The sequence below is a fragment of the Edaphobacter acidisoli genome (assembly GCF_014642855.1).
Lineage (GTDB): Bacteria > Acidobacteriota > Terriglobia > Terriglobales > Acidobacteriaceae > Edaphobacter > Edaphobacter acidisoli.
The window spans coordinates 2,319,703-2,340,174 of the sequence record NZ_BMJB01000001.1 but is presented as its reverse complement, the minus strand read 5'-3'; the positions used below and the strand labels follow the sequence as shown (position 1 = coordinate 2,340,174).

Here is a 20,472-nt window from a genome sequence, read left to right as displayed (position 1 = left end):
CTACAGATAGACCGTTGCTCTTCGTGCATCCTGAAACAAAGTACAGCGTCAACCACTAGTGCGAGTCTGGCGTGACGGTGAAGTTCTCCGTCAGCGTCTCGCTCGCAGCGAAGTTCCCCTGCGCCGGATACTCCAACGTAACGGTATGCGTACCCACGCCGGGATGAGCCACTGAAAAGCGCGCATTCCCATGGTCAAGCCGCACGCTCGCCGGAGCGCCATCCACCGTGTATTCAAGCGTGCCCGCCGGAGCGCCCGCGTCCGAACTCACGTTGGCGAAGCAGGTGTAATTGCTGCCATACGGAACGCTCGCGTTCCAGCACCACGCCGAAAGCCTGACAGCCGCAGGAGCAACCACCACGCTTGTCGCTGTCGAGAAGCCCGGCGGAGTGTCTTCATCTCCGGTGTACGCAGCCGTCAGTAGATGCGTGCCTGCACCCAGCGGAGAATGGATATCCCAGTAGGCTTTTCCATCCCGCATCAAAGGCAGCGTCGCAATGCGCGTGCTCCCATCGAAGATGCGCACGATACCGTGGGTTCTGCCTTCACTCGTTCCCGCAACCGTCACCACTACCTTAGTCGAAGCAGGATAAGTCAGGTTCGCATCCGAGACACTCAGCGTCACCGGCGTCCCCGTATTCGCGTCAAGACTTGTGCTTGTGAAAGCGGCAGTGCCAAACGTCGCCGTTCCTCCCGAAGCCGCAACAAGTCCTACACGCGACGTCTCAGGCAGGGTCGCGTTGGCAATCCCTACCAGCCGCCAATGCGAACCATCCACACTGATGTACCCGGCATAGGTACCCGACTTGCGCACAACACGCAGCCAGAGCGGCGTAGGACCATGACGCAACTGCACCCCATTTGCGCTCTGTCCATCTGCATTACGCGAGAGAAGAGACACGCTGCCGGAGCTATCGGCCACCAGCGCGACAAACGCTGAGTCCGCATCGTTCGACCCGCGGACCATGATGCCGCCCTCAGCCATCGCATCAGAGATCGAGAGCAGCTTCGTCGTGAAGCTGCCATCCACGCTCCAGGCCTGCGAAGCAAACTGCCCTGCATCAAACGTTGTCGAAGCGTTCTGTCCGCTGCCGATCAGCAGCCACTCATCCTTGAACGGATTGTAGGAGCTTGCTCCCGCCATCGGAGTGCCCGCAATGTCTCCCGCGCTCCACGGCGCAGGAAGCACCAGGCTATTGATGTAGACCTCAAGATTGGTGTAGCCAGTCGTTCCATACTGCACGTTGCCCGCAGAGGCATCGCTCGTGCTGATGCCGTTTGCCGCAGCCCAGTAGTCGGCGATTCCATCACCGCTCTGGTTCGGAAATTCTGTTCCGCCAGTCAGCGTTCCATAGCCGTCATTCGAAAGACCGGTTACTGCCTGGTCCTTATAAAGCTGGCCTTTCAGGCCAAGCGAAGCAGCATCACCTGTAACGAAGTTATCGACCTCATCGCGCGGAAACGCACCCGCTCCAGCCAACACACTCGGGTAAGCGTCAGCAGCGCTCAACGCAGGAATAGACGTCGTCGTAGCGGCCCACGGCGCATTCAAAATCAGCGAACTGCCGACCGTATTGTTCGACGCGCCATTCAGAATGCCGTCTGCCGTGCTGTCCACCATATTGCCGGTTGCATACACACTTTGGTTGGCGTTCATCTGAAAGAACGCATCGCTCGGTGTAGACGTCATCGGGCCTGCGATGAAGTAGTTGTTGATGATGTCGTGCGAGAACTTGCCGCCTGTGTTGCCGGACGTATACCCAAGCTCGTAGTCATAGATGATGTTGTTGATGTACTGCGTATTGTCCTTCGACAGCGGCTGACGGTTATGAACGTTCACCCAAAGGTTGCGGTAGAAAGTCGACGGGCCAACTTCCACATGCGCGCCGAACTGCTGCTCGATCGGGTCCGCAATGATCGAGTTCTGCACCGTGAAGTTCACTCCTCCCACTGCATCCACGCTGTCCCACTGCCCATATTCAAACGAGCAATGGTCAAGGATGATGTCCGATGAGTCGCTCATACCGAGCGCGCTCTTTCCAGTCAGCGGGTCCAGATTGCCCTGACGTATCCTCACATTGCGCATGATGATGTTGCTCTTATTGCTCAGAGAAACCTCACCACCCATAATGCCGATTCCTCCGCCCGGAGCCGTCTGTCCGGCAATGGTGAGATTGCCGTTGACCGAGACCGGAGACTTCAGCACGATATAGCCGCCAACGTCGAAGACGATGATGCGGTCAGGCTGACTGACTGCATCGCGGAACGAGCCTGGACCCGAATCGCCCAGGTTGGTTACGTGGTAAACCGTGCCGCCACGGCCTCCAGTTGCGTTTGCGCCAAAGCCGTAGGCGCCAGGAAAAGCAGGCACCTGCGCACACGCCGCAGCCGTCATCAGGCTGGCAGCAGAGACAAGTACAGCCAGGGTTCTTCGGGAGAGCCTTATCACTTAAATCACCTCTGGAGAATGGTTTGCGCCCACCAGAACACGCCATGCCGAAAGCATCGCTGGGGAGGTTCTGATGAGCGTCATGGACTATACTCGAACTGCAATAGAAAAATAAAGTCCTATTTGGAAATTTAATTTTCACCCATCTAACTGAAATGTTGCCGGTAAAAACAAAATAGGCCAAGCCGTGTGTTCTCATGTATTTCTCAAATGAAAATTTATTTCTATTGACAAACCTGTAATGCTGTCCATACGATTCATTCCGTCATAGAAAAAATATCAATCAAGGAACATAAGGGCCCATGTCCGAACTTCGTGCTGTTACGCGCCGTGCCTTGCGGTTGGTTCTCCCCATTTTGCTTTTACCGCTCATCCTGCTTCCTCCCGCGAACGCACAGATAGCTGGACAAGGAGCCATCGCAGGCACCGTCACCGACCCCACCGGCGCCGTCATTCCCGGAGCGACCATCGCGGCGACAGAGAATTCCACTGGCGTCACCACCACGCGGAAGTCCACGGGCAACGGCTACTACGTCATGTCGCCCTTACACCCCGGCGTGTACACGGTGGTCGTCACGGCGCCCGGCTTTCAAAGCTTCAAGCAGCAGAACGTCACAGTCGACGCGCTCAACACCGTCGGCCTGAACCCGAAGCTCACCGTGGGCAGCACGTCGGACACCGTGACCGTTTCGACCGCGCCTCCTGCACTCCAGACGCAGAACGCCACACTCGGCGCAGTCATGGAGAACTCCACCTACTCCGAGCTTCCGCTGCAGATCACCTCCGGCGGTCCGCGTGACCCGACCAGCTTTGCCTCGCTGATGCCCGGCGTCAACAGCGGCGGTCGTTCCGGCATCTTCAACGGCGCAGGCTCCGGCAACTCCAACGAGATGTACATCGAGGGCGTCCCGCAGACGACCGTCGACTCGCAGGGCGACAACCGCAAGCTGAACCAGAACCTCTCCGTCGACGCCGTCGATCAGTTCCAGGTCCAGACCAGCGGCTCCTCGGCGCAGTATCAGGGCCTCGGCGTCGAAAACTATTCCATCAAGCAGGGCAGCAACACCTTCCACGGCGGCGCGAACTTCTTCATCCGCAACACTGCATTCGACACCTGGGGCTACACGCAGCCCTGGACGAAGATCGTCTTGCCCAACGGCACCACAGGCTATCCGACGTCGAAGACGCCCGAGCATCAGAACGAACTCTCGCTCTCGCTCGGCGGCCCCATCCTGCACAACAAGCTCTTCTTCTTCGCCAACTACGACCGCTTCCACTTCCGCGGCACGACGAACCCGACCTACCAGACCATCCCCACACCTGCTGCTCAGGGAGGCGACTTCACCGCCTACGCCGCGGCAAACCCCGGCTACAACATCTACGATCCAACTACGGTTGCGTCCTGCACTGCTGCAAACGGTGGCGTAACCTGCGCCAAACAGTTCATGGGCATGAAGAACGGCCTGCCGACAGCGAACGTCATTCCATCCTCGGAGATCTCAACGATCTCGCAGGCGATGCAGAAGTATATGCCGCCGGTGGCGAACTCTTCTCTCACCAACAACTACCTCGCCGGTCGCGTCACCGGGCTCGATGTCTGGGGCTTCACCGGCCGTCTCGACTACACGCTCAACTCGAAGCAGCAGATCTCGCTGATCTCAACCTCCGGAGTCAAAAACATTCCTCCGTATGACTACGGCGCGAACTCGGTTCTGCCATTCCCCTACACCAACGGCACGCTCGTCACCGAGTCCACAACGACCGACATCATCAAGCACACCTATATTGTGTCTCCGCACGCGGTCAACCAGCTTCGCTACGGTCTCACGCGCTTCTGGGCTCCGGTCAAGAACGCCACCGAGGGCGGCTCCGTGACGGCAAGCAGCCTCGGCATCGGCAATCTTCCCGTCGGCCTTGCGTCCACCACCTTCCCCGGCGCATCGTTCTCCGGCGGCGTCGATGGCCCATCGGGCTTCTCCGCTCCCACCGGCTATCACGAAGCAGTCAACACCTACACGCTCGGCGACGAATTCCAGTGGGTGCACGGCCACCACTCGTTCACCTTCGGCGGCACGTACCAGTGGCTGCAATTCAACCAGTCCGTATCCGACAGTGCATCGAAGCCTGTCAGCTTCACCTACAAGAACACCACAACCGCGGGCTACAACAGCAAGGGACAGATCATTCCCACCAGCGGTTTCTCCTACGCCAGCTTCCTGCTCGGGGCGGTCGACTCAACCTCGCTCTACATCCAGAACTTCTCCACACTGGGCGCTCGCTACAAAGCGTTCTCGCCCTACGTGCAGGACGACTACAAAGTCACCAAGAACCTGACCCTCAACCTCGGCCTCCGCTGGGACCTCTACACTCCGTTCACCGAGGCGGAGAACCGCTGGTCCGGCTTCAGCCCAACACTCATCAATCCTGCGACGAACAGTCCCGGTGCGATGTTCTACATGGGTAAAGGCAACGGCACCTGCAACTGCACGACAACCGTCAACACCTGGTACAAGAACCTCGGGCCCCGCGTCGGCGCCGTCTATCAGGTATCTCCTCGCGATGTTGTTCGCGGCGCATTCGCCATTATGTACACGCACAGCGGCGGTGTCGGCGGCTCCAGCGGCGGCAACTACAACGGAACCGGCCAGACTGGTCTCACGGTAAGCGCACCCTTCGCCGACTCCGGCCAGGGCGGCCAGCCGGCCTTCTACCTGAATTCCGCGCTGGGCAACACAGGCATCCCGGCGTATTCAACCGCGCTCAATCCAACCGCGACAGCCAACACAGGCAACTACCTCGTCAATGGAGTCGGCACGACGCCATCCGGTGTCTCCTACGCGGACCCGTATCTCTCCGGTCGCGCACCGTACACCGAGAGCTGGAACTTCGGCATCCAGCATCTGCTCACCAACGACCTCACACTCAGCGTCGACTACGCTGCCAACCAGGCCCACTTCCTCGTCGCCGGACTGCGCGGCTACTACAACAACCAGATGGCGCCGCAGTATCAGGTGCTCGGCAGCCTGCTCAAACAGTTGCCAGGCAGCGTGGACAGCACCACCCACAAGACCTACCTGCAGGAAGCGCAGGCCATCATTCCCGGCATCGCGCTGCCCTACGCAAACTACGGTGGCTCGACCGCGACCATCGGTCAGATGCTCAAGCCCTTCCCTCAGTACTCCGGCGTAACCGACACCTGGGGCGACGTAGGCAACAGCAACTACAACGCTCTCCAGATCAGCCTCGCGCAGCGTACCTGGCACGGGCTCAGCTACACACTCAACTACACCTTTGCTAAAACCATCGACGACATTGCCGGTTCGCGCAGTGGCTACGCGATCCCGAACAACGTCATCGACGGCGGCCATGGCACGGTGGAAGCGAACCGTATCGACCGCACCGTCAGCTCTAACAACATTCCCAACAACCTTCGCATCTTCGGCGTCTACAGCCTTCCGTTCGGCAGCGGCCGCCAGTTCGGCGCCAATAATTTCTGGGTCCGCGCCTTCGCAGGCGGATGGAAGCTGTCGTTCATCTTCACGAAGATCTCCGGCGGTCCGCTCTCCATCTCAGGAACAAGCTGCCAGACACCGGGAAGCTGCTATCCCAGCTACAACACCGCGCACTCCGGCCCTGTCCGCATCAACGGCGGCTATGGCAAGGGTGTCACGGCAACAACGTTTGGCAACGTCAAATACATCGACTCCTCCGCCTTCATCGCAACACCCGGCAACGGAGGCTATAACTTCGGCAACGTCGACCGCAGCGCGCCGTACAACCTCTACGACACAGGCAACTACAACCTTGACGCAGGAGTCCGGCGCGAGTTTCCCATCTACGAGCGTGTCAACTTCGTCTTCCAGGCCGATGCGCTCAACGCCACCAACCACACGCAATTCGGCGGTCTCGGCACTTCGCTCTCGAGCGGCTCCTTCGGAACGCTCTCCAAACAAAACAACGGCTCACGCGACTGGCAGTTTGCCGGAAAGCTCAACTTCTAACCTGATCATGAACTCGCGGCCGCGGAGATTGCTATCATGCAGTCTCCGCGGCCGTCCTTCTTTTATGCGCGACAAATCAGCATGAACAATCTCCCCTACTGGACACGCCGCCGCTTCCTCGCAAACTCAGCCGCAGCCGCTCTCGCCGCACAAGGGCCACTCGCATTCGCGCAAAAGCATCGATCGCCATACTCCGCGGCAGCGTCGCCAGAAGAGATCACCGGCAAAGTGCGTGGCCTGATGAAAGGCCAGACAGCGCGCCCCATGCGCTATCGCCCCGGCAGCGGAGGCTTCTTCGTCCAGAACGGCACTGAGTTCTTCAACCGCCCACTCTACGGCCCAAACAACGCATTTCGTGTCGATGCCGGAGACCTGCCCGAGTTCTCGCTCTATCTCCCCGGCCACGGAGGCAACCTCCGCCTCGGCATCGCCGCTGCAGGCGCATCCAAATGGCTACACGAAGCGCATGAGATCAACGCAGTCTATCGCGCAGGCCGCATGTTCTACGAGGTCCGCGACCCGCTGCTTCAGCACGGAACACTGCGCATCGAAATCATGACCATGGCCGAAGGCTCTGGCATCTACGTCCGCGTCGAAGCAGCAGAGATTCCCGCCAGCACGCGCCTGCTCTGGGCCTTCGGCGGCGTCAGCGGACGCAAAGGCAAGCGCGGCGGCGACATCGGCTGCGAAGCCCAACCCGTAAGCCTCTTCTTCCAGCTCAGGCCCGAGGAGTGCAAAGGCAACACCTACACTCTCCGCGAAAACAGCGCGTCCGTTCACAGCAAAGCTGCGGATCTGTCTCTCTACTTCCCACCCAACTCCCAGCTCGCACTCAGCGATGCAACGCAGTGGAACGCAGGTTGGAACGCGCTGTCCCATCTACCATCCAGCGAAATCACACTGCCCGTTTTGATCGGCTCAGTAGAAATCGAACCCGGCAAACCACTCTCGATTGCATTACAACGCCAGACAGAATCGCTGCCGCCTCTCAACGAAAATCTCGAAGACGCAATCGTCGCCCGCACCCGGCAGTTAGACACCATCGCAACCCGCGTCTCTGCCACTACGCCCGACGAATACATCAACCTCGCCGCCAGCGCACTCAACACAGCAGCCGACGCCATCTGGGACAGCGCACAAGGCTGCGTCATGCACGGCGCCGTAGCCTGGCGAGTCCCGCTCGCCGGATGGCGCGGCCCCTACGTGCTCGACGCCACAGGCCAGCACGAACGCTTCCGCCAGCACGCGCGCCACTGGATCGCCCGCCAGAACCACTCCCCGGTCACAACATCCGATCCAGCAACCGGCCATCCCGACCCCGGCTCGCACCTCGCGCGCACCGAAAATCTCCTTCACAGCCAGGGAGACATCTCGCACAACCACTACGACATGAACCTGGTCCTCTTCGATGCCGTCCTCAGGCATCTCCAGTGGACCGGCGACCTCGACTTCGCAAAAGAAGTATGGCCCGCGCTCGTGCAGCATCTCGCCTGGGAGCGCCGCCTCTTCCGCCGCACCTACACGGTCGATGGCGCAACGCTCCCGCTCTACGAAGCCTACGCCTGCATCTGGGCCAGCGATAACCTGCAATACAACGGCGGCGGCGCGGCTCACTCCACCGCCTACAACTACTATGCAAACAAATGGGCGGCGCGCATAGCAAGGCTCATCGGCGAAGACGCCACACTCTACGAGCGCGAAGCCGGGCTGATCCACGAAGGCATGAGCAAACTCCTCTGGCTGCCCGAGCAAGGCACCTTCGCCGAATCAAAAGACATCCTCGCCACGCAAACCGCCTACACCTCGCCCGCACTCTGGACCATCTACCACACCATCGACTCCGAGGTAGCATCGCCCACCGAAGCCCAGCAGATGGTCACCGAACGCCTCACCGCGCTCAGACACATCCCCATCCACGGCGAAGGCGTTCCCGCCGAAGACCTCTACATGCTGTCGTGCTCGGATTGGATGCCCTACATCTGGTCACTCAATCTCCTGCTGCTCGCCGAGAACATGCACATGGCGCTCGCGCTATGGCAGGCAGGCATGGCCGACGAAGCCTTCCGCATCTTCAAAGGCAACCTCGTCGACTCCATGTTCCAGGGCCTCTGTCCCGGCAACTTCCACATGACCTCGCAGCTCGACGTGCACCGTCAGGAAGCGCAGCGCGACTTCGGCGATCCCATCGGCATCACGTCGCGCGCGCTCGTCGAAGGCCTCTTCGGCATCAAGCCCAACCTGCTCGACGAGTCCGTGACGATTCGCCCCGGCTTCCCGAGCACATGGAACCACGCCACGCTCGACCATCCCGACATCCATCTCCAATGGCAGCGCGCAGCACACCGCGAGTCATTCGAAATCGCCTCGCACTTCGCCAAACCCATCGATCTCATCCTGCAACTCAACGCACCACGCACACGCAATCCATCCATCCAAGTCAACGGCTCACAAGTCAAAGCAACGCACCTTCACAACTCATCAAGCGCAGCGCAGATAAAAATCCACGCAGGCAAAAGCACATCGTGGCACATCGAAGTGGAGTGGTCAGGCGAACTCATCGCGTCGAAACCAGCTATTGCCTCGCGCTCTCAAGCACCCGCTCAACAACAAGTCCGCGCCATCAGCAACAGCACACGCACAGAACCCATCGACCTCACCAACGTACTCAAACATCGCATCAGCGATATCTTCACACGCAGCTACACCGCGCCACGCTCGCCCTACTGCTCGCTCTCAATCCCAGAGCAGGGAATCGGAGCATGGGCCGCCTTCGACATCCAGCCGCGCATCGACGACTCCGGCCTCTGCCGCGACAGCGGCGCCCTCGAAACCCCGCTCAACATTCCATTCCGCGTTCCAAAAGATCGCAGCGCGCCAAACTGCATCTTCCTCTCCCAATGGCAGCAGGACCGCTCATCCCTCGAAATCCCACTCACAGGCAAAGCAAGCGCGCTCTATCTTCTCTTGGCAGGCACAACCTTCCCGCAGTGCAGCCGCATGACCCACGCTGTAGTGCAGGCGCATTACATCGACGGCACCACATCCACACTCGATCTGCGCAACCCCGAAAACTGGTGGCCCATCGAGCAGGACTATCTCATCGACGACTATCTCTTCGTCGACGAAGCCCCCTGTCCACCACGCGTCGATCTCCGCACCGGCGCCGTCCGCATCCTCGATCCAGTCACCTTCCGCGGGAAGGGCACCACCGTCGACGGTGGTGCGGCAAACATCGTGGAGCTTGCGCTCGATCCACACAAATCGCTGCGCAATCTCTCCATCGAGGTAAAGCTCTACGGAATCATTGTAGGGTTGCTATCCGCCACGCTGGTGCGCACCTAAGCCAGGTCCAGCATCGCGTAGCAAATATTACAGACACTATTGGCTAGGCTTCGGCGCAAAGTATCCCTTTTGCGCGCGCACATGGTATCGCGGGTCCAGCGCCTGCAAATAGATCGTTCGAAACGCTCCATCCTGCTTGAAGTCCGCTGGGCGATACACAAGCTGATACTGGCTGCGCAGTTCCTGCTCGATGTTACGAAATCCCTGCGCCACGTCTTCAATCTTGACCGGGTAAAAAGCCTGCCCACCCGTCGCATCCGAGATCTGCTTCAGCACATCGTCGCCATGGTCGCGGCTGGGGCTGACGTTCGTGCTGATCGAATACACAATCGTGTCCGCGCGCTGACACATCTTGATAGCGTCCGACTCCTCAGCGCGACTGTAGTTATCGTCGCCGTCCGAGACAAGAATCAGCGCGCGACGCACCGCAGTGTTGTCCTGAATCGTCAGCATCTGGTCGCGGCACGTCTTGTACAGCGCGTCGTACAGCGCCGTACCACCGCCAGGCCGCAGTTTGCGAATACCCGAGTTCAGCAGGTCAATGTTATTGGTGAAGCCCTGCGTCACGTCGGTGTTGATATCGAAGCCCTCAACAAACGCCCGATCGTTCAGGTGAAGAATCTGCAGCAGAAACTCAATCGCCGAGTCCTGCTCAAACTGAAACCGCTGCCGGATCGAGCTCGAAGTATCCAGCATGATGCCCACTCGCAGCGGCAGATTTGTCTGCTGGCTGAAGCGCAGCACCTGTTCCGGTGGACGACCATCATCCAACAAGCCAAAGTTCTGCCGTTGCAACCCGGTGATGAAGCGGCCCTTCTTGTCCGTCACGGTAAAGATCAGGTTGACCTCGTTCACCTGAATCACGATGGTCGGCGCCGTCTCTTGCGGAGAAGCTGTCTGTGCCCCATTTGACTGGCCCGTCGTCTGCGTAGTCGACGCCGCCGCCTGTGGCGTAGCCGGCGTGCTCGCCGAAGGCTGCTGCCCACGCGCCACAACGGGCACGGCTGCAAGTACGAGCAAGAGCAGGGAGGTCGTAGCCCATCCTGCGAAGGAGCGGTCAATGAGGCGGCGTTCAGTCACTAAAACCATTCTATCGAACTCCCTGTAAAGCCGTCCTGACATCATCGAGAAACGCACTCAGTTCGACAGGCAGGGGTATCGAAAAGTCAACCTGCCTATGTGTTTGAGGATGCGTGAATTTCAGGTGCGCAGCATGCAAAAAATTCCGATCCAATTGAAGTTCTCCCTTTGGCCCTCGCACCGCATGTGGAGCCCCATAAAGCGTATCCCCCGCCACCGGATGCCCCAGCGCCTGCATATGTACGCGAATCTGGTGTGTACGCCCGGTCTCAATCCGCACCTCCACCAGCGTAAACGCGCCATACGCCCCGGCAATCCGCTCCAGCACCTTCACATGCGAGACCGCATGGCGCACACCCTCCGACCCCAGAGCCCTCCGCGTCGTCATCCTCGTGCGCCGCACCAGGTCACGCCCAATCGGCAGGTCGACAGTCGCTTCATCCTTGGCAAGGTTTCCATGCACCAGCGCGATGTACGTCTTCTCCACCTCGCGCGCCGAGAACATCTCTCCCAGCTTGCGATGCGTGCTGTCATCCTTTGCCACCACAATCAGCCCGCTCGTCATCTTGTCCAGCCGATGCACAATCCCCGGCCGCAAATCGCCTCCAACAACTGAAAGATGATTGAAGTGATGCAACAACGCATTCACCAGCGTGCCCGCGTTGCGGCTGTCCTCCGTCGCTCCCGAACCAGCATGGACCATCATCCCCGCCGGCTTATTGATGATCGCCAGGTGCTTGTCCTCGAAGACAACATCCAGCGGAATATCTTCCGCAAACGCATGCAGCGGTGGCGGAGCAGGCGAGCCTTCCATCTCAATCGCTTCGCCGCCCTTGAGTTTCTGCTTCGGCTTGGCCGCATGGCCATCCACGCGCACCTGTCCGGCCTCAATCAAAAGCTGCATCCGCGCCCGGCTCACATCCGGAATCGCCTGCGCCAGATACTGATCCAGCCGAAGTCCAGCGGCCTCCGCCGCAGCCGTAAACGTGCGCACACCGTCTTCAGCAATCTCATCCTCTAGATCAATCGTCGGAATCACAGGCGGCGTTTCAGGTTCAACATCACGAGTCGCGCGATACTCCGGCTTCACCGTATGCCGGCGCTTGCCCTTGGGAAGCATATGTCTAGACGGCATCGTCAGCCTCCCGTTCTCTGAACAGAAAAACAATTCCAGCCGCAACCATCATCGCAAGCGCAATCCACTGAATCGGATCAAGCGCGCGGATGAACGCCGTGGAATCAGAATACAGATACGGCTGCCGGAAAAACGTCAGCGCAAACTGCGCAACGCCCGCGGCCACAAGCGCGGCAGAGGCCACGCTCCCCGGTCTCCATCTCCGGCGCAGCAACACCAGCAGCGCAACCGTAAGGATCGCCGCCGCAATCACCGCATACAGCGCCACCGGGTGCAGCTTCGGAGCGTCATCCGGCGGAATCGCCAGCCCCCACGGCAGCGTCGTCGGCAGCCCGGCATCGCTGCCTTCAGCAAAGTGCCCAAGCGCAAGAAAACCCCAGATCAGCGTCGCGCACGGCGCCCACGCATCCAGCGTCTTCAGTAGCGGCAGGTGTCGCAGCCGCAGATAAACAATCGCCACAACAATCGTTAGCACAATCCCCAGCGGGGTCAGCGAAGGCACCATCAGCAGCAGAACGGGATAGTGCAGAAATGTTCCAAGGTTCCCCACCACCAGCAGCAGCCGCGAAAGAATAAAAGCAGCCAGCAGCGTAAACAGCCCAGCGTTCCAAAGCGCATCCGCCGACAGCCCTGTCTTTCGCGCCGTGAACAGGCTCAGCGTCAGCCCAGCCATCAGGCCCAACGCCGCAAGCACGCCAAAGGTGGGAACGAAAAGATGTCCGGAGTGGAGAATATATGGATACACAGCTTAGGCACTCACCAATCCGAGCGATTGGTGCAGTGCCGCAAAAAAGAAGACCGACCCACTGGGCCGTGCCGCGAAGCGCCGGTGAACCCGTCCTAAGACGGCGGGATCCTGCCGTGGTTCTTTAGGCTTTCCTGACTGGAGGACTGCACACCGAACCATGTATACGAGCCAGACCCCTGTTCAATGAATGTTGGTTCAACCAGCGTGGATCGCTGCACCTGCTTTGCAGGCCGGTTTCCATGTTGGATGCTAAACCGCGCTGGCTACGATTGCAAACGGCCCAATCCGCCTCTATTGATAACGCATTACTTGAGTCCTTCTTCAACCAGCCGCTTCATCTCCAGGCTCTCCACCGTGCCCAGCTCCTCAAGTCCCTTCACAACCCCCGCGCGGTTCTCCGCCGACTGATTCTGGCTCACCTTCCACTTGCCCTCAAGCCGCGTAATCGTCAGCTCAACCCCAACGATTCCCTTAGCAATCGCATGAATGTACTCCTCAGGAGCATCACTGACCCGCCACGGAGCAGGCGATCCAACCTCATGAACATCAGTCAGCGTCTGAACGTTCTTGAGCAGCCAAGCCGCATCTTCAATGACAGCGAGCCTGGCATAAGCGTGAACCACCGCATAGTTCCACGTAGGAACAACCCTGCCACTCTTCGCCTTCTCCGCATACCAGTTCGGAGTGATGTAATGATGCGGCCCGGAAAAGATCACAAGCGCTTCAACAACGGCAGAGAAATCGCGCCACTGCCTGTTCGCACGCGAGATATGCCCTCGCAAAATCCCAAGAGTCCCACCATCACGATCCAGCACCACAGGCAGATGCGTCGCAAACAACCCTGCCGACCCCAGCGTCACAAGCGTCGCAAACGGATGTGCCTCCATGAACTCCTGAAGCACATCTATTCGCGTCTCTTCATGGGTCTTGGGAATATACATCGAGCCTCCGCTGATACGGTTACGAGTACCGCGCGATGCAGACAATTTTATTGTGACTTAGAGCCTGCGCTGGTTGCAGTCTGCTGTTTGCTAGTCGATGTATCGCTGGCAAGCAGTGCGCGGACCTTTCCGCGAATGTCCCCTTCAGGCCCTGTGACACGAAGCCGGACCATACCATTGCCATCGAGAACGATGTAGGTGGGGATCCCTTCAACGTGAAAGAGATCATTTATGCCATCGAAGGAATCCCGGACCTGAATGCCGAGCATATCGTTGTCTTTCAGATAGTTTTTCCATACAGTCTCATTCTTGTCTGAACTGATGCCGAGCAGAACGAAGTTGCCTTTCTGAAACTCCTCCGCGATCGACTGAATGTAGTCTCGGTCACGATTGCAGGGAGGGCACCACGTCGCCCAGAAATCGATAAGGACGACCTTGCCGGCTAGTGAATCGAGAGTGACCACGGTTCCGTCCGGGCGCGTAATGGTGAACTCGGGCGCCTGCTCGCCTCGCGCCAAGCTGGGGTCGTGGGCAAAGTTTTTTGCACGAAGGCATTCAACAGGTGTGGCCCCAGACGACGCAGCGCATGCTGAAAACTCGTCCTTTGCCTCCGCATCCATCTTCAGTGTGGCCAGCACGCGGCCACGGAGCAGGTGGATGGCCGGATCAGATGGGTTGTCGATGGAAGCCTGCTTAAGTACATCATCTGCCTGACGCAGGAGTGAGTCTTTGGGTTTCTGGCCGTAAAAAGCCATCAAAGATCTGGCTTCGAGGAGCTCCGCCTGCGATCTCTCTACAGGGGTGGATGCATGGGCTGACCATGCGCTTGCAGACGACACGGCGTCTTTAGGCAGCTCCATCCTGAGTTGAAGCTTAATGACAGCTTCGTAGCACTCCGCGCAGACGCCTCCGGCAAGCTTCAAGGCACGGCGGTCGCTGTCCAGTGCGGACGAAAGCTGATGCCGCTGCTCAAATTGAGCGCCTTCCGCCAACGCGGCATGCGCCGATGGGTTCAATGATGTTGTCTGCGCGAAGACCGCTGCAGAACCAGTAATCATGAAACAAAAAATAAACAGCACCAGCAGAAAACGACCAAGCGAGAACCGTGTCATTGAATCTCCAGGCCTAACATCATGGCGTAACGCATTTGAAGATACACGAGGTAGCGCCACCGCTTGCAATGTTTGTCTATTGGCCGATGGCAGCCAATGCCGAATTGGCCTTCGCGTTCTTTGCCTGCACAATCAACTTCCTCAGCCGCGACTCCACGTCGAACCCCTCGCCCATCAGCTCCGAAGCAATCACACCATTCGAATCAATCGTGTAGTAGCTGGGAATCCCCTCGACCTCAAACAGCCGTCCCAGCTTATGGTCCACATCACGATACTGCGGCCACGTCATCTGGTTCTTCTCGACAAAGTCCTGCCAGGTCTGCTCATCCTCATCCCAACTCACGCTCAAGATGACCAGCGGTTGCCCGGAAAAATCCTTCGCAATTTTCTTGATCTCCGGCAGCTCCTTCATACACGGCACGCACCACGTCGCCCAGAAGTCGATCAGCACCACCCGTCCCTGCATCTGATCAAGATCGAACCTCGCCCCATCCAGCGTCTTCACCGTAAACGCCGGCGCAAGCTGCTCGAGCGCCAGGGCCGGATTGTCGGCGAAGCGTTCCGCCCTCAGATAGAGAGCATCCCCCGGCTTAATCGCAGCCACGCAAGCCTTGAACCGCGCCCGCGCCTCCTCGGCCTGCCCAAGATGCACCAGCACCTCACCATCCTGAAACAGAGCCGTCGCATCTTTAGGATCAGCCGCAAGCGCAGCCTTGAAGGCATCATCAGCCTTAGCCAACAACGCGGCATCATAAGGCGCGCCATTCTTCTCCGGCTCAGCCTTCAGAAACAACGCACGCCCGCGGCTGGCCGCAGCGTACGACTTCTCCGCAGGAGTCGCCGCCAGCGCCTCAAACCTGCCCGCCGTAACAACAGCGTTGTCGTAATCACCATTCTGTATCTGAAGCTCAAGGATGTTGCGCAGACAAAACTTGTCCTTGCCTCCCGCAATGCGGTTCGCCTCCGCATAGGCATCGATGGCCAGGTCATACTCCTGGTCTTCAGCCAGCACCTGCCCATCGCTGATGGCGGTCCTATATTTAGGATTGTCGCGAGAGTCGCGCCGCGTCTGCGCAAGCAAGGGGCACGAGAGCACAAGCAGAATTCCCGCTAACGAGAGTGCGCGAGCAAGATGGCGCATCAGTTCTGTTCCTGCGTGTGCTTAGCCGGCCTTGCGTTCGTCCAGCACTTCGTCGAGCATATGCGCAATCGTGCCGGCGCGCGAACGCAGCGACTGTGTCGAGTTCTGCAGGCTTCCTGCAACCGAGTCATACCGCTGCCGCGCACAGCAAAGCTCATCGGCGATATTCAGCGCGGCCAGCACAGCCACGCGCAGTGAATCCACCGTGCCACCATGCGCGGAGACAGCGCGCATCTTTGCATCCACAATCGCGGCCAGCCGTTCGATATATTCAGGGTCGATCCCGCGCAGGTGGTACACCTGGTCGTAGATATCGACGGAGACAGACTGGGCCTCCACAGGAGGCACTTCGTTGGCTGTGGTTTCCGTCGGATCGAGGACCTGGTTCATCGCGTCTCCTTGGTTACGACAAATGCCTTTTACAGCAATTCGTCCATCTGCTGAAGCATCTTCTCCACGCGCGTGCGCACAGCCTCGCGCTCCTTCGTAAGCGTGCTGATCTCGGACTCTGCCGCGCTCGATTCGCTCTTCAGCGCAGCGATCTGCTGGCGCAGCGAAGCAACTTCAGCTTCAGCGGCGGCGCGTGCTTCACGCTCGCGCTTCACTACTTCAACAGCACGGAGAACTTTCTGTTCGAGCGCCTGAAACTCATCGGCGCTAATCGTAGGTGTAGTCATGTTCTTCAAAGTATAGACGCCGGAACCGTGGATTTCGTGGCCCAAATCGCAGGTATCTAGCTGGGTGCAACCGTTGCCGGCTTACGCCCGCAGCGTCCCACCAAGCCCGGTCAAAGCCTCGATGATCCGCGCAGACCACGCCGCAAGCTCCTCATCCCGCAGCGTCCTCTCCAGCGACTGAAACACCACCCGCACCAGCATCGAATGCACGCCCGGATACTTCTTCCGGTCTCGCCAATCCTCCACCGGCCTGAAGCTCTGCAACTCCGCAATCCCCAGCACACCCAGCGCGCCCGCCACATCCAGCCATCGCACCGCATCAGGGAACGTGAACGAGAAGTCGCGCTCCACCGCCTGGAACCGCGAAAGCTCCCGCGCCATCGCCCTGCGCAGCTGGAACGCATAAAGCCGCGCCAGATCGACCTGCGCCAGATACACCGGCTGCCGCAGCTTCAGCCGCGAAGCCTCCTCCCCAGCCAGCTCACCAAAGCAGGCGATAGCCTGTCCATCCACAACCACCGATGCCGCCCGCCCAGCCTCCAGCCACTTCGGGCCCTCGGCAACAAACGCAACCGCACCCATCGCAAACAACGACAGCACCGACTCCATCGCGCCCTTCATCTCAAAGAACGGCACATCCTCCGTTGCATAAAGCTTCACGCCTCCGGCGCCAGCCGTAGTCAACCCCAGCGTCAGCTGCGCCGTCTCGACCACAGCTTCCGTCGAGCCGGTAAAAATCTGTCCCTGCTCAAACAGCCTCGCCTCGCGAACATCGCGGTTCAGATTATTCGCGAGCATCGCAACCATTCCCGGCACGAGCGAAGGCCGCAGCAGACCAACCTCCTCCGAGAGCGGATTCTCCAGCGCAATCGCACCCTTGCCCGCGTCGCCAAACGACTCCGCATCCCCATGGCTCGCAAACGTGCTCGAGACAGACTCCGAAAATCCAAGCGCCAGCAGCCGCGCCCGCACAGCCGCTTCTTTCGCGGCCAAAGGATGCGCAACGACGGGCAGCGGCGCAGGCAGCGTATTCGCAAACCGGTTGTACCCATAAACGCGCGCCACTTCCTCGATCAGGTCAATCTCACGCTCCAGATCAAGCCGCCAGCTCGGCAGCGCAACCGAAAACGCATCGTCCCCTTGCGCCGCAAGCGTGCAACCCAGCGCCGTCAGATACTGCGCAACAATCTCCCTGCCAATCCCCGCCGCATCAATCGTCTTCCCCAGGTGCCGCTGCACCTGCTTCACCGAAAGCTTCACCGGAGGCCGCGCCGCCGTCCGAGCCTGCGCCTCAGGCACAACCACATCGACCATCGCGCCCTCAGCCGCGCCACCGCTCTCCAGAATCAGCGCCGACACCAGCCGGTTCGCCACCGGAGCAGCATTAAAATCCGCCCCACGCTCAAACCGATGGCTCGCATCCGTATGCAGCCCATGCCTGCGCGAGCTGCGCCTTACCGTCGCCGGATCGAACCACGCCGCCTCCACCAGAATGTTCTTCGTCTCGGCGGTAATCATCGAGTCCCATCCGCCCATCACTCCAGCCAGCGCCAGCGCCTTCTTCTCATCGGCGACAACAAGATCATCCGCCTCAAGCACACGCTCAGTCCCATCCAGCAGCTTCAGCCGCTCGCCCTTCCGGGCCAGCCGCACGACAATGCCACCCTCCAGCTTGTCCAGGTCGAACGCGTGCGTCGGATGCCCCATGCCCACGAGCGTGTAGTTGCTCGCGTCCACAGCATTTGAAATCTGCTTCTGCTCCAGCAGGTTGAAGTACTCGGCAATCCTCCCCGCACTCGGAGCAATCGTCACCCCACGCAAAACTTGCGCCGTAAAACGCCCGCAAAGCTCCGGCGCCTCAATCCGCACCGGAAACGCCTTCTCCGAGCCATTCGCAGCCAGGGAAGCATCCACTGGAGCCAGCGGCAGGTTGTAGATCGTCGCCGCCTCGCGCGCGATGCCGTAGTGGTTCATCGCATCCACGCGATTGGTCGTAATGTCCATCTCAAACAGATGGCCGTTGCCATCCCCAAGCGAGTGCACGCCCTCCACGGCAATGCCGCGCAGCGTCAGATCATCGGCAAGCTCCCGGTCAGAGACAGACAAAGACGGCAGGTAGTGGCGAAGCCAGTTAGTCAGAACTTTCATAGTGGACAGCTATCAGTCTAAATGCTGGCCCCGAAATACTCGCTTCAACGCCAGCGCGCGGCAAAGTCTCATTCGCACTTTCACGCCAGTCAGGTATGCTTTTGGAGCGGTGGGCCCGCCGTAGATTTGTTTCTAAAATCCTGATGACCTGAGGTTGCTATGCTGCGCATACTGCTGCAATGGATTCTCAACGCGATCGCTCTGCTGCTGGTGTCCTATTACGTTCCAGGCTTTCACGTATCGAACTTCGTCTCCGCGCTGATTGCCGTCGTCGTGATCGGCCTGTTCAACGCGACACTGGGCCTGCTGCTGAAGTTCGTAACCCTGCCGCTGGGAATCCTCTCCTTCGGCCTGTTCTTCCTCGTCATCAACGCGATCATTCTCTGGTTCTCAAGCAAATTTGTACCCGGATTCTCAGTGACAACGTGGAAGGGAGCATTCCTGGGCGCACTGGCGCTGGCGATCCTGCACCTGCTCTTCGGCTTCATCAAAGGCAAGGCAAAGGCATAGTTTTTTGCATTTCCATTCCGTAGCGAAGCGGAGGAATCTGCTGTTCTTCCGCTTTCCGGAAAGCTCCGCTCAAGCAAACTGCTCCAAAAACCGCATGTCTCCCGAATAGAAGTGCCCAATGTCGGAGATGCCGTGCTGGATCATCGCAATCCGCTCCACGCCCATGCCAAACGCAAACCCCGAAATCTTCTCCGGGTTGTAGGCATCGTCCGCAGGGTCGGTCTTGCGACGTTCGCTCGTAACAGCGGCAAACACAGCCGGATCCACCATCCCGCACCCCAGCAGCTCAATCCATCCCGAGTGCTTGCACTTCCTGCAGCCCTTCCCACCGCAGAAGATGCAGCTGATCTGCACATCCGCGCTCGGCTCCGTAAACGGAAAGAAGCTGGGGAAGAACCGCGTCTTCACCGCTGAGCCAAACAACGCCTTCATCGCATGGTCCAGCGTGCCCTTCAGGTCAGAGAAGGTAATGTTCGTATCAACACACAGCCCTTCCACCTGATGAAAGATCGGCGAGTGCGTCGCGTCCGCTGCATCATTCCGATGCACCTTGCCGGGAATCACAATCCGCACCGGCGGGGCCTGCGCCACCATCGTGCGAATCTGTACCGGACTCGTATGCGTGCGCATCAGCAGCCGATCGCGCGAAGGCTTCTTCTGCTGATCGGCCACCAGCAGCGTGTCCTGCGTATCGCGCGCCGGATGGTTTGGCGGAAAGTTCAACGCCTCGAAGTTATAAAAATCCGTCTCCACCTGAGGTCCCAGGTTCGTCGAGTACCCCAGGTTGTGAAACACAGCCACAATCTCATGCATCGCCTTCAGCAGAGGATGCTCGATCCCCGGCTCGCGCACCAGCCCCGGCAAAGTGATGTCGATTCCCGCAACCGCCGTCTTAGGCGCACCAGCCTGCACTTCCAGCGCCTGCTCAATCTGTTGCTTCAGTTGATTGAAGCGAATGCCCAGCGGCTTGCGCGCCTCCGCAGGCGCAGACTTCAGCCACGCCTCGCTGATCAGCTTCAGCCGCCCCTGCTTGCGGCCCAGCCAGTGCAGGCGAAAGTTTTCCTGCGCCTCAGCGGTGGTCAACGTGGCAGCTTCCGCGCGCACCTGGGCTTCCAGCGTGGCAAAAGCCTGGTCGAGCGCAGCTTCATCATGGGACAACAACTGGGGAATAGCGTCTGTCATGGATAC

Annotated in this window: 14 protein-coding genes and 1 other RNA gene; 3 read left to right on the top strand and 12 right to left on the bottom strand. The window is 59.4% G+C overall.

The annotated features are described in order from the left end of the window. Positions 1 to 55: 55 nt before the first annotated feature. Entirely contained in the window at positions 56 to 2,449 is a 2,394-nt protein-coding gene (locus IEX36_RS09375) for an Ig-like domain repeat protein (RefSeq protein WP_188759071.1), read from the bottom strand. Between the two features lie 302 nt (positions 2,450 to 2,751). On the opposite strand from IEX36_RS09375, the gene IEX36_RS09370 reads away from it, so the two are divergent. Continuing rightward, positions 2,752 to 6,450, top strand: coding sequence for a carboxypeptidase-like regulatory domain-containing protein (locus tag IEX36_RS09370; protein WP_188759070.1), 3,699 nt, complete (start codon positions 2,752 to 2,754; stop codon positions 6,448 to 6,450). Between the two features lie 36 nt (positions 6,451 to 6,486). Beyond that, positions 6,487 to 9,792 (top strand): DUF4450 domain-containing protein, encoded by a 3,306-nt coding sequence (locus tag IEX36_RS09365; protein WP_229668837.1) that lies wholly within the window; start codon positions 6,487 to 6,489, stop codon positions 9,790 to 9,792. Between the two features lie 36 nt (positions 9,793 to 9,828). Here IEX36_RS09365 and IEX36_RS09360 read toward each other — a convergent pair whose 3' ends face one another. From IEX36_RS09360 to pheT, 10 genes are all read right to left on the bottom strand, one after another. Next, positions 9,829 to 10,881, bottom strand: a complete 1,053-nt coding sequence (locus tag IEX36_RS09360) for a VWA domain-containing protein (RefSeq protein WP_229668836.1) — start codon at positions 10,879 to 10,881, stop codon at positions 9,829 to 9,831. A 1-nt stretch (position 10,882) separates the two neighbouring features. Further along, positions 10,883 to 12,007, bottom strand: a complete 1,125-nt coding sequence (locus IEX36_RS09355; RefSeq protein WP_188759069.1) for an RluA family pseudouridine synthase — start codon at positions 12,005 to 12,007, stop codon at positions 10,883 to 10,885. Further along, complete coding sequence (locus IEX36_RS09350) at positions 11,997 to 12,752, bottom strand: prolipoprotein diacylglyceryl transferase (RefSeq protein WP_188759068.1); 756 nt, start codon at positions 12,750 to 12,752, stop codon at positions 11,997 to 11,999. Before IEX36_RS09350 ends, IEX36_RS09355 begins: the two co-directional genes overlap by 11 nt. A 51-nt stretch (positions 12,753 to 12,803) precedes the next feature. Further along, a non-coding RNA gene (gene ssrS, locus IEX36_RS17775) (6S RNA) lies at positions 12,804 to 12,990 on the bottom strand. Between the two features lie 70 nt (positions 12,991 to 13,060). After that, positions 13,061 to 13,696, bottom strand: coding sequence for an FMN-binding negative transcriptional regulator (locus IEX36_RS09345; protein WP_188759067.1), 636 nt, complete (start codon positions 13,694 to 13,696; stop codon positions 13,061 to 13,063). A 47-nt stretch (positions 13,697 to 13,743) separates the two neighbouring features. Beyond that, the gene (locus IEX36_RS09340; RefSeq protein ID WP_229668975.1) at positions 13,744 to 14,868 is read right to left on the bottom strand and encodes a TlpA family protein disulfide reductase; all 1,125 of its coding nucleotides are present in this window, start codon (positions 14,866 to 14,868) and stop codon (positions 13,744 to 13,746) included. Positions 14,869 to 14,884: 16 nt separating this feature from the next. Continuing rightward, on the bottom strand, positions 14,885 to 15,949 hold the full coding sequence (locus tag IEX36_RS09335) for a TlpA disulfide reductase family protein (protein WP_188759065.1): 1,065 nt from the start codon (positions 15,947 to 15,949) through the stop codon (positions 14,885 to 14,887). A 21-nt stretch (positions 15,950 to 15,970) separates the two neighbouring features. Next, positions 15,971 to 16,339 (bottom strand): cell division protein ZapA, encoded by a 369-nt coding sequence (locus IEX36_RS09330; RefSeq protein WP_188759064.1) that lies wholly within the window; start codon positions 16,337 to 16,339, stop codon positions 15,971 to 15,973. Between the two features lie 29 nt (positions 16,340 to 16,368). Continuing rightward, positions 16,369 to 16,626 carry a hypothetical protein gene (locus IEX36_RS09325; protein WP_188759063.1) on the bottom strand — a complete coding sequence of 86 codons (258 nt, stop codon included), beginning with the start codon at positions 16,624 to 16,626 and terminating at the stop codon, positions 16,369 to 16,371. Between the two features lie 81 nt (positions 16,627 to 16,707). Further along, positions 16,708 to 18,774 (bottom strand): phenylalanine--tRNA ligase subunit beta, encoded by a 2,067-nt coding sequence (gene pheT, locus IEX36_RS09320; protein ID WP_188759062.1) that lies wholly within the window; start codon positions 18,772 to 18,774, stop codon positions 16,708 to 16,710. A gap of 159 nt (positions 18,775 to 18,933) precedes the next feature. Between pheT and IEX36_RS09315 the strand changes: the two genes are divergently transcribed. Then, entirely contained in the window at positions 18,934 to 19,284 is a 351-nt protein-coding gene (locus tag IEX36_RS09315; protein WP_188759061.1) for a phage holin family protein, read from the top strand. 69 nt (positions 19,285 to 19,353) lie between these two features. Here IEX36_RS09315 and pheS read toward each other — a convergent pair whose 3' ends face one another. Then, positions 19,354 to 20,466, bottom strand: coding sequence for a phenylalanine--tRNA ligase subunit alpha (gene pheS / locus IEX36_RS09310; protein ID WP_188759060.1), 1,113 nt, complete (start codon positions 20,464 to 20,466; stop codon positions 19,354 to 19,356). Between the last annotated feature and the right edge of the window lie 6 nt (positions 20,467 to 20,472).